We start from the raw sequence: 15,430 nt of genomic DNA on the forward strand, positions 1-15,430 counted from the left end.
TTACTATTGATTTTCACCTATGCTACGATATTTATAGGATATTTTCCCCTATTCAATCTAACCCTAAAAAAAGAAGCTGTACGAGTAAGCAACTCTTTAGTGTTCCATATAGTTTTATGAACCTCAGTCGTTCCCTCAACAAAAGTAACCTCTCCAGCAATATCCTCTGTGGAACCAATCCAAGCGAACTCATCAACTAGTTTGATTGCCTTCTTAGCATCCTTTTTCATATCAACTCCATAGTAATACGTGTTAGTATGTTGCCCTCGTTTGATGTGTAGGAAGCCTTTCTCCTCGAGTTCAGCTACATGGCGTTTAACGGTTGCTAGGCTGTTCCCTGTGAGCTGGGCCAGATCGTCGTATGTGACAGTCGAACCCAAAACAATCAGCTCTCGGATAGCATCGAAAGTCGCTTGTACAGATTTTTTTACTCCTAAACCAGCAAAATCACTTTCTAGCTCCTGTAATTCCTTTCCCTTTAGCTTATCACTCTCAGGTTGCTCTCCTACTTGAGATAGGTACTCGTTGTATTCATCCTCAGTAGCTAAACCTTTTAAGCCTTGTTCGTTTCTCCACTCAATGAATGTATTCCAGTTATTCAACCTTATCAGCTCCCTTTTTGTCTTACTCTTTAACACTCAATATTCGAGATGCATCTTTCTCACCTAAAGCGGTAGCAATCCGAGATAGCGTGTTTAAACTAATTGGTGAACCTCTTTTAATCTTACTCATATATGAACGATCTAGGTTTGCCCTGTCAGCTAACTGTGTAATTGAAACTCCATAAGTATTAATTATCTTATCAACGTCCAAATAGAATTTAACTGTCACCGTTTCAACCTCCTTGGTAATTATTTTATATAGCGTTTTTACTCCACTAACCTCCAAAAGGGAGCTGGCTCATTAGGTAAGCCAGCCAAAACTAGGAGGTGGATATAATAAGTTGTTTCGAAGTGGATAACAAAATAAGTGATGTGACTATCTCTTATTTATCCCTTCAATAAGATAATTAGGAGATATGTGACTATCTCAAAAATACCCCTTCATTACTAATATGATATGGCTGTGACCTATCAGAGAAAAAATTAGCCTCCAACAGGGTTGCGACCTTTAGCAAGTCCACCTTTGAACTTTGAAAAACCATTCCTTCTCACGGTATACCGATTAGAATATACTCTTGAAAAAGATTCGCTCACATATAACATACGGGTAACATAACACCTAAAAATTTCCTACACCTATAACATACGAGTGATGTCACAACCCCTTATTTACCCCTTCATGATTAATACACAAAAAAAACTGCAACCCAGCAAGCAACCTCTACAGGCTACTCGTGAATTACAGCTTTAATGTTCAATCTATGTAAGGGTTACCTAGCTCTACCATATCGCAACCCTTACGAGTTAGGAGGTAGCAAGGTTTCGTTCTGTTGTATGCATCTTGATAGGTACTTTTCACAAAGAAATTAGTTGCCCCCAAATCTGGGGACATCCCTAAAACCCCATTATAAAGCTCGATGTCTCTAATTAAATGATCGTGTCTCTTCCCAGTCATCTCCGCAACTTCTCGGCTATCAATGTAAAGATTCTCCATTTTATTCTCATTAGTTTGTACCAATCGTAAACCTGTCATTAAAATTCCCCCTTAGTTTATATTACCTAAATCTCACTGTAGTATTACCTTTTTTTAGAATATATGTATACTATTGGTTCCGAACAGAAGATGGCATATAATTGAACTAAAACTAAACTAGGCAGGGGGAATATTAATGAGTGACGTAAAAGTGACTAATGAAGTAATCGACCCAAAAGACAAGCGTGATAGCTTAATTGACAGAGTGGAGGTACTTAGCAGGGTAAAAAACTTATTATTACTACCAGAATTAGAAGTAGCTACTACTCAACAGGTTGCTAAGTTTTATAATGTAAATTTATCCTCATTACAAAGTGTAATTAGAAGATACAAAGAAGAATTGATATTGGACGGATACGAAACAAAATCAGGAACAGAAATAGTAGATTCTATAAGGTGCAATATGCCCCAAGTAGAAATACAAACAAAGAAAGTAGGAGCACATGTGGTAACAATGAGAAATGGAGATGAATATACATTCTCTAACAACATTAATGGCTTATTCCCTAAGGGGCTATCCTCCGAGTAGGAATGCTATTACGTAATTCTGAAGTTGCCAAAGAGGTTCGTACTCAACTGTTGAACACTGAGGAGAACGCAGCACAATCAATTGAAACTTGCGAAATTTCCCCCGAGATGGAATTACACACAAGACTAGGACGATCGTTGCCGGCTCTAGGTGAACCATTTAATAACTATGAGTTTGAAAGTAAACAAGATAGAGCTTATAGCTTAGAAGGAAATTTCTATGGCTCAATTACCAAGTCATATGTAAATGGATTAGTATTGTGTGGATTATCGTTGAGTTTACTACTGATAAAACCATTTACTAATCAAGAACAGATTAGGCAAGGAATTAAATAGTTATTGCACTTGTTCTCGAGGTTTCCTATCACACCTCAGGGTACACCTGTATAGAGTATCTCATGGGTAGGCAAGAGAGGTGCCTTTAAGAATGTAATAAAGGAGTAGACCTCCTTAGCCTAACTCCTCGTGTATAACCTATATGCCGTTATCATTCCTTATCCATTTTATTGTACATATCCAACTTGCCATTTTCGAATCGTAGCATAGCAAACTCTATATCGCCTTGACCTTGGTAAATTATAGTTTCTACGTAGCCCTCTTCATTGTATAATTCACCTTCACCGCCAACCAACTCAGCTACATCCTCACGGGTCATATCATACTCAAGAGCTTTAAACTCTTCCTCATTTATGTACCCCTGAGATGGCTTGTAGTCCTCGAGTGGTACCTTCTTGGTAGCTTCTTCTTGAGAACATGCACCTAATAAGCTGATACCTATAAATAAAGCTCCAAAGCGTTTGATCATTTAACCTCCTCCTTAGTTCAATTTATTCTATTCGCTCTTAAGGTTGCCCTATCAATATTATCTAAGGAAGTCAGCTCTGTGTAAATAACTTAGTGACAGGGTTTCTAAGGTATTACTAATTAATTAAATTCTTTAAGTTATTCTCTATTAGTTCCAGCTCAGTAAAAAGAAATAATTAAAAGAACTACTGAGAAAGACTAATAAGTTATTCTATATAGGTTTACTACTTGGTGAAACCAAGAGAAAGACTATATAACTATTCTCTAAGAGTTTATCCTTCTCTAGGTTTTAAGTATTTAAATACATTTAAAACAAATAACTACCTGAGGTAGAACTAATTAGTTGAACTACAGAGCTAAATAAAGCTATTCTCTGTAGGTATTACTTAATTAGTTATCCTTCTCAGGTTTTAAGTATTTATGTTTTGAGAAGTTAAGAACCTATGAGTTAGACTAATTAGTTGAACTTAATAGTTTTAACTCTTTAGGTTTTAACTTACTAGAATTATCTAATGGGGTTAAACCCTTGGTACTACTGGGTTTACTACTAGTTTCACTACTTAGATTTAACTACAGAGTATCAAAAATAAGCAGTTATTCTTTAAAGGTAAAACTCTTAGAGTAGAGCTGAGAGACAGATCACTCTTGAGGGTTCCTCCAAAAGTGCCCACCCCTAGCAGAAGCTAGATATACCAAGGGATACAGCCATTTTAGAGACTCCTAAAAAAGGTCAGAGTATCAAAAACAAGCACTTTTTAGGAGGAGCTAACGAGGACGGTCAACGGAGATGTAACTATGAGGGCGAATGTTGGGAAAATAAATTTTATAAAATTGACTTAGGAGGCCGATTTTGTGTCTGTATAGTAACACTGTATGGCACCATCCGATATGTGCACCCACCCCTACGGTTGTAATACGTGAGGCTAGGGAGGGAGAGCCAAGGAGTATCCCGCCTCTACAGTCACAGAGAGCCAGCTAACGAGAGCAACTGTCAGAGGACAATACCACAGAGTCTAGCCATACAAGTAGTACATATGAGCTGGGCTTACCTCATACAACTATCAATAACAAATACCTTATGAGCTGGCACTCTTCAACCGTACATACAAGTATCAACTTACGTATCCGCTTATCAAATCCGCACACGAGGATACTGTTAGGTACACACTCAAAAGATGCAGCTACATGGTTCATACTCGTATACAAATAAAAAAGAAACAACGAGGCAGCAACTTAATTGTCACCTATCTCGTAGTTCCTTCTTGTAATTTCCTCTTATTAATCTCTTTATATAGCTTACCTTGAGATATCCCTACTTGACCAACAATGTCCTTGATGGAATATTCTCCTGAGTCATACATCTGTAGAGCTATCCTTATTGTATCATTGTCTAATTGAGGTCTACCTAGTTTAACTCCACGTTTCTTAGCGCTTGCTAGTCCTTCTTTTGTTCGTTCTGCTATTAAGTCCCTTTCGAGCTGGCTGATTACTGCCATCATAGAGAACATAGCTTTTCCAGTTGGCGTTGAAGTATCCATATTTTCCTTTAGCGATACGAAAGTAACACCCATATTATTTAACTCCTCGACAGTTGTAAGGATATCAAGAGTGTTTCTCCCTAGTCTGCTAATAGCTTCTACAATAACGGTATCACCTTCTCGTACTGTATCCATGAGCTGGGTTAGTCCTGCTCGATCTTTCTTAGTTCCGGTATACTTCTCTTGAATTAATCTATCATAGCCATACTTATTGAGTGCTTCTAGTTGTCTATCAAGTAACTGCTCATCAGTTGAAACCCTAGCATAGGCGATTCTCATCAGGTTCCTCTCCCTTACATTTATTGTGCCTTTAATGTAACATGAGAGTGTATTAAGTGTAAACGTTTTGTATAATCTTTTATGTAATAACTTTATGTAACACCCAAAAGGCTTAACGGCAAGGTTTGCTTCCCTAGTTAGATGATTACACTTATCTATCGTTTTATGTAATCTTAGGATAGCCCTATTTAACATAGTCGTAGTAGCTACCTTTCTGCTTGAGTGTGCCTGTGAATTAGTACTTAATATTCAACTCGGTAACTGTAACTGGGAATCTTTCATTTGTTGTTTTAACTGAGCTAGTTACTCATGAGTTAGACTCATAAGTTCCAGCCTCCTATAAAGTAAGATTTGTAAAGTATTTACATAGAGTTATGTCTCAGGTAATGTAATAGCTAAGTAACCTATGGGGAAATGGGGAATGTAGAGTGATTAAAAAGTTATTTAAAAAACTTTCAGATGACTTTAAGAGTGACTGGGGAGCTATGAAGGAACACAAAGAAGCTATGGATCACTTACCTACTAAGGCCGTTCTTGTGTATAGCAGCAATAGAGAGTTTGTCTTTACAGGTGCAGACATGGTGCTGTTCCTAGGGAGTGGCCGTGATAAGAAGATGTACCTGACGAACCAACTAACGGGGAGAAATGTTAACTTTTATAAGGATAGTAGAGTGTCTTACGAGATGGTGGAGTACATAAAAGCTACTAAGGAGATACTGTGAGGTAGAGCTATACAGGTTCTACCTCTTTTGTTTGTACTGGTAGGGTTCCGAGGGAGTTTCGCTTTCTCAGGCATAGCTAAGTTGTTATATTTTTATACCCTTTATAGTTCCTATATCAATGTACTGAAAAGTGACCACATCGAGGTGGGTGTTTTACCTCTAGAGTTAAATTAAGAGGTTCCCCATCAGCTCTCCCTCTCTTTTTTCTCGCAAGTTTCCATACATTGGAATCACAAACAAGATTGCTTCTCTTTAAGAAAATCCTCAACTATTATAAATATCTGTCTCATTAACTCAAGTAAACCTCTCGCAATATTTAGTATCTCCTTAGATGGTGTATATTTAACCATCACTGTTTCAGTACCACCTGAGCTTTTTACTTTTTCGTTTCGCATCTCATAAGGTGGCTGGTTATGTATTATGTCATTTCTCACTTTAGAGGCTTTTTGAAATTCTATAGAATCCCTAATTTTATTTAATTTATTATATAACTCTCTATCTAGTTTTTTAATCTGATACATCGCACTATTAAAGCTTTTATTAATATTTTTTGTTTTACCTTTTATTTTCTTCTCAGTTTTTAAGCCTAAGCAAGCAAACAACAAATGAGCTAGTAAATCTAAAGCTGTAAAAGCTTTTGGAAACAAGATATCAACATTGTTCTCAAAGTGAATCTTATTCGTCCATTCTTCATTTGGTAATTTATCCAAATATGGATACTCTCCATCTGAGATACCTCGATTTGAATAATATAAGAGGTATGAGTAACTCAAATCCAACTGAAAGATTCTATTATTTAATGAACGTGTAAAATCCTGAGCGGCAATATGATGATCAATTATATCAAATCCAAAAAGTTGCTCCCTAGTCCAATAAAATAAGTCTCCCTCAATTCTATAACTATAAAGTGGACTTTCTTTTAAAAGAGGTGCCATCTCTTCTTTTGTTGGGAATTCAAACAAATCAATTTCAATAGTCATTCTTCTCCTCCTTATCTATTCCTAGTGTATAGCAATATCACAAGTCTGTTAATAAGATTTCACGAGAACACCCTCTTAGCTTCTTCCTCCTAATCACTTATAATTGAGTTATTCTCTCTAACAGTATGGCTTAAGAGTCCTACCTCACCAGCTTATCAAGAGAGTTTCTATTGATTGTCGAAGTGTAAACTCCATAGAAAAACACTGCTTAGATCCAAACAGTGTTTAGGTGATACCTATTTACTTTCTTCCCCTTGAGCTGGAGCCTTTGGAGAAATCCCATTAATCTTTAAAGCCAGCTCAACAAGTGCATCTTCTCTCTTGCTCTCATTCTGAATCTTAGACAGTAAAAAATTACCGAAGTAAAAATGGTGCGTGTGCACAAAACGATTATGGAACTCTGTTAATGATTTTACAGCCTCAGAATGCATTTTCAAATAAATTACAGCAATAAAATTAGATAGAATAGCTCCTATCGCACCTACCGAGGCTACAATTATCTTATTTTCTAGCTCGTTGGAACTGTTAGTAATTAAGAAATACAAAGTTATTCCAATTATTGCAAAACCGATTAATATACATGCTATACCAACAACAAATATCCATGAGCTTTGTTTTAAGTTCTCATCATAGTATCTCTTCAATTCAAAATGGTGATGCTTAAAAAGTTTTTCCGATCTTTCCTCTAATGATGAGTGAGAGATACTTAATAGATCTAACTCATTCTCCACCTCTTGTAGTTCAGTTATATACTCATTTGACGGTCTTCTTAAAGGTTGTGTAAAAAAATACATAACCATGAATGTAAAAGATCCCGTTAGGCCAATCAAATAAATTTTTGTTCCTGAACTATTTTCTTTGAAAGAATCTGCTTCGCTATACATCAAATAAGCAAGTATACAGATACTTACGACACCTAAAATCAAGAAAAGTTTATTTCTATTCTTCCTCTCAACAATCAATTGATTTAACTCTTTTTTTCTTTCTTTAAGTATGGTTTTACGCGGAGTTAAAAGTGGATCAATATTTATCTTAAACTCCTCCTTTTATCATTATATCCTCCTATTATATTATAGTGTACCAAAAATCAACAGACGATAATTTCCATTTCCTGATGTCCCCCCGAGATAGATTACCTAGTTTACTAATTAGCAATAAACTTGAGAACGTTAACTCAAAAGCCACAACTGTGGAGGTCGCAACAAAAGAGGGTTGACTAAATATTAAAACTACTTTAGTATTTTCCGTAAGAAACTCTAACTGAAGTGGTTCTCAATGAGGATAATAACTTGAGAGCCTTGATACATATAAGTTTTACTGATCCCAAACCTCTACAGTTCACTGGGAAGTTCCCTTGACAGGGTGGAGGTCGTGAGTTCGAGCCTCTCCGGGGTCATATAAAAAGAGACACGATATCAACCTACTTGGTGATATCGTGTCTTTTTTTATCCAAGGTACTTCTTATAAAAACTAAAAATCTTACCAGTTAATCACTTCCCACCAAACATCTTCTCCAAAGACTTCGCATTAGCAAATAACAATTCTTGTAGGTTGTCATCAGCAACGATTTTGTAGTCGCCATCTTTGTCTTTCTTTAAGTTCAATGTAACTTCGCGAGTTGCCATCGCTGCCTCTTTATCCGCTAAGTTTTTGATGATAGTTGATGTCATTGTTTTTTCTATTGCCTTTTCAGATTGCTCTTTGTCTTCGCTAAAGGCACTAGCGAAGGCCATTGGCATAACTTCTCCCATTGCTTTTGTTACGGCAACGGATAGATCAACAGATGTAACTTTTACTTTAACCTCTGCTTTGTCATCCTTTTTTGATACTTCTTCTAGCTTTTCAAATTTAAAGCTTTTTGTAATTGCGCTCAGCATTGCTTTTCCGTCAGCATCGTCTGTTTTTTCATTTAGTTTACTAAACTCTTTATCACTTTCAACAAATGTGCGAGCCTTTTCTAGGTCACCTTTTTGTATCGCTGTTAAAAATTCTTTAGCAGTATCTTTCGGGTTTGCACATCCTGCTAGAACACCAACTGTTAATCCTACTACCATCATTAACAGCAATAATTTCTTTATCTTTTTCACGTTTATTCTCCTCTTATCTTTTCTAGTAAGTCATCACTATATAATAGTATGAAACTGACATTACAAACATTTTTTAGTATATCATTTATATGATTTGTTTTCTATTCTTTCCCTAAAGACAAAGAGCCTTGTAGCATTTCTACAAAGCCTTCTTTATAAAATAAAAACCAGCAACTTTAAGATTGCTGATTTATCTCTTATTCATATTTGAAAAAACAATAACAATTACTCCAAGTATATAATGTCCTGTTACCATCCATATGCTCCGATCAAAAATCATAAGAGACAACCAAAGCGATATATTAATAGCAGCAAATAATAAATATAAAATGAAGTCTCTCTTTTGTAGCGCCTCTCTATTCATCAAAATGCAAACGGCACCGATAGGAGGCAGAATAAAGCAAAGGAAAAAGACAAATGTTTTTCTTAACGACCACGGATATGAAGTTACTGTCTGCATATGAGTCTCCTTTTCATTATAGTACTTGTTTTAACATCGGCCTTGCTACTCTATATTCTTCACTATTAGGTTCTTTTACGAGTATGGGACGCCTTTCATCCTCTTCTTCTAAAATCATTTCAAATACTTCTGTTTTTTCTTGTAATATGTTGGATTCGCTATTTTTAGTAGGTTGTTGGCTTGTTTCAATTTTCTTTGTCACTTCGCCAAGCTTTTACCCGACTTCTTCTGCTTTGACAGGTTCATTCGTAACGTAGTATTCCTGGCCCTCCCATACTAACATAGGTGGCACTTGTTCTCGTTTGTTACATATTATGTAAGTAATACTAGCTATAAGTAGTGGACATACTGCTATAAAGAAGATAGCTTTTTTATTCATATACTATTCTCCTTACCTATCATTTTATTGGATTATATAATACAGAGAATAGATAGTAAATGGCTTTTATGGTAATTTTTGCTTTATTCTTCGAAAAGAAAAACCTTACAAAGTAAGGTTCCATTTTTAACTTCTATAGTGACTGATTTATTAAAACGATCATTACGATAATCGCTATAAACATAACAACTAAACAGCCGATCATTTTATAAAATCCTCTTTTCGTTAACGTCCCGCCTTGAACATCTTTACGAATAAATAAGAATACGGCTAAAAATAATACAAGCCCAATGCCAAAAGCATACATCATTTGCATATGTTAATCTTCCTTTCTCTCTTCCATCTTAATATCTTTTCGATAAAACAACAAATGAGATAAAAACTGTACTCATCGTAAGTGCCATAAGTATATTCAATAATTCAATCGCAGATAGTGTAATTACTTTTAAGTTCAAACCAATAGAGAAAAGAAGATAATATGCTGTTAGCGCAAAAAAGCTGAAGAACATCCCTTTATAACGAATGAGTTTCATTCGCTCATCTTTTTCCTTAAATTGCGGGTGCAAGTAGCTTAGGCAGAAACACATAATCATCATTGCAAGCACGGTATAAGTTGGAATTGGCGGTGCTGAATGGGTCATTATACCTGCTAGTATCATAAATCCACTCATAATTAAAAAGATAATTCCCATAATAACAAAGTACTTTTGTGAATAATTCATCCTTTCTCCTCCTCTTCTTTTGCTTCATAAATAAATACATGTTCTATCGTTGTCTGGAATGTTTTCGCTATTTCAAATGCTAATGGAAGTGATGGATCATATTTCCCTTTTTCAATTGAAATGATGGTTTGTCTGGAAACCCCAAGTTTCTCAGCCAATTTCTCTTGAGATAGTCCAAATTTTTTTCGGTATTCGACCATTTTATTTTCCAAGGAAATTTCTCCCTCCTCCCTTATATCGAGTATATATGTAAAGGAAGCTTTACGTCAAGGTTCCTTTACATTCATTTAGATTATTTTGCATTCTATTTATATAGAAGAAACTTTTCCAACTTAATCATGTCTATTTTGAAATGAAACATGGAACAATGTATATATCCGTTACTATATCTCCTCCCCACTTTTGTGAAAATTTAATATCTCCATATTTGTTTTATCCTTTTAAACTATTTCATTCTTCTCCTTATTAGATGAAATGCGCTATTGCTTTTACGTTGTTTTTCGCCATATTTATAGAAACTAACGGTTTATGAAGCATTTTTTATGTTTAGCCACTTTTTTTGTAGAAATCCTTCATTTTCCTTTCGATATTTAACACTATCGAAATAAAGTTTACGCTAAATTCATAATTTTTTATTTTTTATACTATATTCCGTTATATTGTTGTATAATATCAATGAAAGCGCTTATTATTTCAATATATATAATCCAAACCAATCTTTATCGAAACATTCTAACAATTTTACTTATATTTAAATGCAACATTATAGTTATTAATGTAGGTATACCAAATATATCCACCCCATTTTTCTGTAAAATTACTTTATAACATGAAAGATTAACTTGGGTGATAAGTTATTGTGAATGTTTTTTTACAAAACAGATAAGTAATAGTGTTTGGTATTATGTAAATTATTGTAATAACATAAGAGTAAAGATAAAATTTACATTAATTTTTAGTTCATCAATTATTGAAAAAGAGCAAAATGCACCTTTTGTATAGGAAAAGGATTATATGCATTGGGAGGTTTAAACAAATGACGAGGAAGAATACAACGACAAACCCTTGGACCAAGTTCCATGGTCCGAACCTTGGTTATGTTATTGAACAGTATGATCTTTACGTAACCGGAGCAGGTTCTGTTGATCCGGAATTACAAGAGCTTTTTGAAATTTTTGGAGCTCCTTCGTTTCAAGATGATGTCGTAACAGGGGACAACACAGCAACACATTTTTCTCCTCAAAACACAGGGAACATTGAAAAAATTCTTAAAGTCGTTCAACTTGTTGAACAGATTCGTTCTTTCGGGCATACATTGGCTCACATCAATCCGATGGAAGATGCTGCAAATGGACAATCTCTTCTTGAAAAAGCAATGAACGAATTGAGCGATGCTGATTTGAAAGCGATTCCAGCTAAAACAGTATGGCAAGATGCACCAGAGGGTATTCACACTGCATTTGATGTAATTCATAGATTAAAAGACGTTTATACAAAATCTTTAGCTTATGAATTCTCACATATACAAGATAGTGAAGAACGCGTGTGGTTGCATCAAATGGTGGAATCAAATTCATTGCGTCAACCATTATCAAATAAAAAACGAACTGCTCTTTTAAAACGTTTAACAGCTGTTGAAGGTTTCGAGCAATTCTTGCATAAAACATTCGTTGGTCAAAAACGTTTCTCAATAGAGGGCGTTGATATGCTTGTACCTGTACTAGATGAAATTGTTTCAGAAGGTGCTAAAGGCGGCGTTGAAGATGTCATGATTGGTATGGCTCACCGTGGTCGTCTAAGCGTACTCGCTCACGTACTAGAAAAACCATATGCTCACATGTTTGCTGAGTTCAAACATGCAAAAATAGAAGGCGCAGTGGCAAATGCTGGCTGGACTGGCGACGTGAAATACCATTTAGGTAGAGAGCAAGTCGTTGGTAATGAAGAAGTTAGCACTCGCGTTACATTAGCAAATAACCCGAGTCATCTTGAGTTCGTTAACCCTGTTGTTGAAGGTTTCGCACGTGCAGCTCAAGAGAATCGTAAAAAATCTGGTCTTCCAGAACAGGATACTTCAAAATCATTCGTAATTTTAGTTCATGGTGATGCTGCATTCCCTGGTCAAGGTGTTGTGTCTGAAACACTCAACTTAAGCAGATTAAATGCATACCAAACTGGCGGAACGATTCATGTTATCGCTAATAATGCAGTCGGCTTTACGACTGATAGCTATGATTCTCGTTCTACTAAATATTCAAGCGACCTTGCAAAAGGTTTCGATATTCCGATTGTTCACGTAAACGCTGATGATCCGGAAGCTTGTCTTGCTGCTGCTAACCTTGCGATCCAATATCGTACGTTGTTCAAAAAAGACTTCTTAATCGATTTAATCGGTTACCGCCGATATGGTCATAACGAAATGGATGATCCAGCAGTTACGCAACCACAAGTGTACAAAAAAATTAAAAATCACCCAACTGTAAGAGCAATTTATGCAGATCAATTACAATCTGCTGGCGTTCTGAATGCAGATGAGATTGAAACAATTACTCAGTTTATACAAGAGGAATTAAAGGCTGAATACGCACAAGTGCCGCCAGCTGATACGAGCGCTGCAACAATTCACGTTAAAGTTCCAGAGGTTGTTGCAAAAGGAATTCAACCGATTGATACTGGTATGTCAATTGACTCACTTCGTGCAATTAATGAAGGACTATTATCTTGGCCTGAAGGCTTTAACGTATATCCGAAAGTGAAGAAAATTCTTGAGCGTCGTAAAGATGCTCTTGAAGAGAACGGTAAAATTGAATGGGCACTTGCTGAATCGTTAGCATTCGCTTCTATTTTGCAAGAAGGTACGCCAATTCGTTTAACTGGTCAAGATTCACAGCGTGGTACATTCGCGCACCGTCATATCGTATTACACGATACTGATACAAACGAAACATATTCACCATTACACCGTTTACCGAACATTAACGCTTCATTCTCTGTTCATAACAGTCCGTTATCAGAGGCTGCTGTTGTTGGTTATGAATATGGTTATAACGTATTTGCTCCAGAAACTCTTGTTATGTGGGAAGCTCAATATGGTGACTTCTCAAATACTGCGCAAGCATTATTTGATCAATATGTTTCATCAGGAAGAGCAAAATGGGGTCAAAAATCTGGTTTAGTTCTTCTATTACCACACGGTTATGAAGGTCAAGGGCCAGAACACTCTAGTGCACGTCCAGAGCGTTTCTTACAATTAGCTGCTGAGAACAACTGGACGGTTGCAAACTTAACGAGCGCGGCACAATACTTCCATATTTTACGTCGTCAAGCATCTATCTTAGGAACAGAAGCTGTTCGACCGTTAGTGCTTATGACGCCAAAGAGTTTATTACGTCATCCACTTACGCTTTCAACTGCTAGTCAGTTAAGCGAAGGACGTTTCCAACCTGCTTTAGAACAAGAAAACCTTGGCACAAAGCCAAATAAAGTAAAACGTCTTGTTTTAAGTACAGGTAAAATGGCGATTGACTTAGCTGCAGAAATTGAGTCTGGAAAACATGAGTACAACTTAGATGAAGTTCATGTTGTTCGTATTGAACAGTTGTATCCATTCCCTGCTGAAAAAGTTCAATCTATTATTAAACGCTTTAAAAACTTAGAAGAAATTATTTGGGTTCAAGAAGAACCTCGTAATATGGGCGCATGGCATTACATGGCTCCAATTCTGTTCGAACTAGCTGGAGATAAAGTGAAAACAGGTTACATTGGACGCCCGGATCGTTCTAGCCCATCTGGTGGCGATCCATTCGCTCACAAAGCTGAGCAAGAACTAATTGTTGCACACGCTTTAGATGTGAAGTACAACTTCCGTCAAGATAAACAAGAAATTGAAGTTTTCAGCAACTGAAAATAACAATGAGTTTTTCCGGCTCGACTTGGGCAGATATTCTGCCCAAGTCGAGCTAACAAATGGAGATTACCGAAGATTAAAGAAGACAAAACACACCGTTAGGCAAATAAGGGGAGGACATTTAAAATGATCGAAATTAAAGTACCTGAGCTTGCAGAATCTATTACCGAAGGAACTATTTCACAATGGCTTATCAACGTAGGTGACAAAGTTGAGAAAGGTGGCAGCGTTGTTGAGCTTGAAACTGATAAAGTCAATGTAGAAATCATTGCAGAAGATTCAGGTATTGTATCGAAGTTACTAGGCGAACCTGGGGATACAGTTGAAGTTGGCGCAACTATCGCAATTTTAGATGCAAACGGAGCACCAGTTGCAGTAAGTACACCTGCACCATTGGCTGAGCAACCAAAACAAGAAACTACTGAAGCACCGAAAGCAGAAGCTCCAAGTGCTGAACAAAATAAAGTGTTGCAAGGTTTACCAAATACAAATCGTCCTATCGCATCACCAGCTGCTCGCAAAATGGCTCGTGAATTAGGAATCGACTTAAACGACGTACGCAGCACAGATCCACTTGGACGTGTGAGACCACATGATGTACAAGCTCACGCTGCAGCACCAACAGAAACACCAGCTGCTCCAAAACAAAGTCCAGCTCCTGCTCCAGTTGCAAAAACTGAATTCGAAAAACCAGTTGAGCGTGTGAAAATGTCCCGCCGCCGTCAAACAATTGCAAAACGTCTTGTAGAAGTTCAACAAACATCTGCAATGTTAACAACATTTAACGAAGTTGATATGAGTGCAATCATGGAATTACGTAAAGAACGCAAGGATGCTTTCGAGAAAAAACATGATGTGCGTCTTGGCTTTATGTCATTCTTCACAAAAGCAGTTGTTGCAGCATTAAAACAATTCCCATTATTAAATGCTGAAATTCAAGGCGATGAGCTTATCATTAAAAAATTCTATGATATCGGTATTGCAGTAGCAGCTCCAGATGGATTAGTTGTTCCAGTTGTACGTGATGCTAACCAATTGAACTTCGCTGAAATTGAAAGCGAGATTCGTAATTTAGGTCTAAAAGCACGTGATAACAAACTTTCATTAAAAGAGCTACAAGGTGGTACATTTACAATTACAAACGGTGGTGTATTCGGTTCTCTAATGTCTACACCAATCTTAAATAGCCCACAAGTAGGTATTCTAGGAATGCATAAAATCCAAGTACGTCCAGTTGCGATTGATAACGAGCGTATGGAAAACCGTCCAATGATGTACCTTGCACTATCTTATGATCACCGTATTGTTGATGGTAAAGAAGCAGTTAGCTTCCTTGTTGCTGTTAAAGATATGCTTGAAGATCCAAAATCATTATTATTAGAAGGTTGA

General features: G+C 36.4%; 16 protein-coding genes and 1 pseudogene. 4 read left to right on the forward strand and 13 right to left on the reverse strand.

Annotated elements, in window-relative coordinates:
* Window positions 1–17 precede the first annotated feature (17 nt).
* From SJY24_RS24045 to SJY24_RS24055, 3 genes are all read right to left on the reverse strand, one after another.
* Complete coding sequence (locus SJY24_RS24045; protein WP_377866430.1) at window positions 18–602, reverse strand: winged helix-turn-helix domain-containing protein; 585 nt, start codon at window positions 600–602, stop codon at window positions 18–20.
* A gap of 22 nt (window positions 603–624) precedes the next feature.
* Window positions 625–831 carry a helix-turn-helix domain-containing protein gene (locus SJY24_RS24050; protein WP_377866431.1) on the reverse strand — a complete coding sequence of 69 codons (207 nt, stop codon included), beginning with the start codon at window positions 829–831 and terminating at the stop codon, window positions 625–627.
* 525 nt (window positions 832–1,356) lie between these two features.
* On the reverse strand, window positions 1,357–1,635 hold the full coding sequence (locus tag SJY24_RS24055; RefSeq protein ID WP_377866432.1) for a Rha family transcriptional regulator: 279 nt from the start codon (window positions 1,633–1,635) through the stop codon (window positions 1,357–1,359).
* A gap of 136 nt (window positions 1,636–1,771) precedes the next feature.
* On the opposite strand from SJY24_RS24055, the gene SJY24_RS24060 reads away from it, so the two are divergent.
* Window positions 1,772–2,164: a hypothetical protein gene (locus SJY24_RS24060; RefSeq protein ID WP_377866433.1), complete on the forward strand. Its 393-nt coding sequence runs from the start codon at window positions 1,772–1,774 to the stop codon at window positions 2,162–2,164.
* Window positions 2,165–2,650: 486 nt separating this feature from the next.
* Here the strand turns inward: SJY24_RS24060 and SJY24_RS24065 are convergent, their stop codons facing one another.
* Together SJY24_RS24065 and SJY24_RS24070 are read right to left on the reverse strand one after the other, a co-directional pair.
* Window positions 2,651–2,968 carry a hypothetical protein gene (locus SJY24_RS24065; RefSeq protein ID WP_377866435.1) on the reverse strand — a complete coding sequence of 106 codons (318 nt, stop codon included), beginning with the start codon at window positions 2,966–2,968 and terminating at the stop codon, window positions 2,651–2,653.
* Between the two features lie 1,243 nt (window positions 2,969–4,211).
* Window positions 4,212–4,784, reverse strand: a complete 573-nt coding sequence (locus SJY24_RS24070) for a recombinase family protein (protein ID WP_377866436.1) — start codon at window positions 4,782–4,784, stop codon at window positions 4,212–4,214.
* Between the two features lie 428 nt (window positions 4,785–5,212).
* Here SJY24_RS24070 and SJY24_RS24075 point away from each other — a divergent pair, with 428 nt between their 5' ends.
* On the forward strand, window positions 5,213–5,506 hold the full coding sequence (locus SJY24_RS24075; protein ID WP_377866437.1) for a hypothetical protein: 294 nt from the start codon (window positions 5,213–5,215) through the stop codon (window positions 5,504–5,506).
* Window positions 5,507–5,736: 230 nt separating this feature from the next.
* Here SJY24_RS24075 and SJY24_RS24080 read toward each other — a convergent pair whose 3' ends face one another.
* The 8 genes and pseudogenes from SJY24_RS24080 to SJY24_RS24115 all read right to left on the reverse strand — a co-directional run bounded on the left by SJY24_RS24080 (window position 5,737) and on the right by SJY24_RS24115 (window position 10,346).
* Window positions 5,737–6,486 (reverse strand): Cthe_2314 family HEPN domain-containing protein, encoded by a 750-nt coding sequence (locus SJY24_RS24080; protein WP_377866438.1) that lies wholly within the window; start codon window positions 6,484–6,486, stop codon window positions 5,737–5,739.
* A gap of 236 nt (window positions 6,487–6,722) precedes the next feature.
* The gene (locus SJY24_RS24085) at window positions 6,723–7,448 is read right to left on the reverse strand and encodes a TRADD-N-associated membrane domain-containing protein (RefSeq protein ID WP_377866439.1); all 726 of its coding nucleotides are present in this window, start codon (window positions 7,446–7,448) and stop codon (window positions 6,723–6,725) included.
* 528 nt (window positions 7,449–7,976) lie between these two features.
* Window positions 7,977–8,573, reverse strand: a complete 597-nt coding sequence (locus SJY24_RS24090) for a hypothetical protein (RefSeq protein ID WP_377866440.1) — start codon at window positions 8,571–8,573, stop codon at window positions 7,977–7,979.
* A 190-nt stretch (window positions 8,574–8,763) separates the two neighbouring features.
* A complete protein-coding gene (locus SJY24_RS24095; protein WP_377866441.1) occupies window positions 8,764–9,033 on the reverse strand; it encodes a hypothetical protein in 270 nt (89 codons plus the stop codon).
* A gap of 16 nt (window positions 9,034–9,049) precedes the next feature.
* Window positions 9,050–9,412 (reverse strand): annotated as a pseudogene (locus SJY24_RS24100) (hypothetical protein).
* A 133-nt stretch (window positions 9,413–9,545) separates the two neighbouring features.
* A complete protein-coding gene (locus SJY24_RS24105; RefSeq protein WP_001178300.1) occupies window positions 9,546–9,728 on the reverse strand; it encodes a DUF3976 domain-containing protein in 183 nt (60 codons plus the stop codon).
* Between the two features lie 28 nt (window positions 9,729–9,756).
* Window positions 9,757–10,134, reverse strand: coding sequence for a permease (locus tag SJY24_RS24110; protein ID WP_377866442.1), 378 nt, complete (start codon window positions 10,132–10,134; stop codon window positions 9,757–9,759).
* On the reverse strand, window positions 10,131–10,346 hold the full coding sequence (locus SJY24_RS24115) for a helix-turn-helix transcriptional regulator (protein ID WP_212089686.1): 216 nt from the start codon (window positions 10,344–10,346) through the stop codon (window positions 10,131–10,133). Before SJY24_RS24115 ends, SJY24_RS24110 begins: the two co-directional genes overlap by 4 nt.
* An 824-nt stretch (window positions 10,347–11,170) precedes the next feature.
* On the opposite strand from SJY24_RS24115, the gene odhA reads away from it, so the two are divergent.
* Together odhA and odhB are read left to right on the forward strand one after the other, a co-directional pair.
* A complete protein-coding gene (gene odhA / locus SJY24_RS24120) occupies window positions 11,171–14,038 on the forward strand; it encodes a 2-oxoglutarate dehydrogenase E1 component (protein WP_377866443.1) in 2,868 nt (955 codons plus the stop codon).
* Between the two features lie 129 nt (window positions 14,039–14,167).
* Window positions 14,168–15,430, forward strand: coding sequence for a 2-oxoglutarate dehydrogenase complex dihydrolipoyllysine-residue succinyltransferase (odhB, locus tag SJY24_RS24125; protein WP_377866444.1), 1,263 nt, complete (start codon window positions 14,168–14,170; stop codon window positions 15,428–15,430).

The sequence above is a fragment of the Bacillus sp. R86525 genome (assembly GCF_042466195.1).
Lineage (GTDB): Bacteria > Bacillota > Bacilli > Bacillales > Bacillaceae_G > Bacillus_A > Bacillus_A nitratireducens.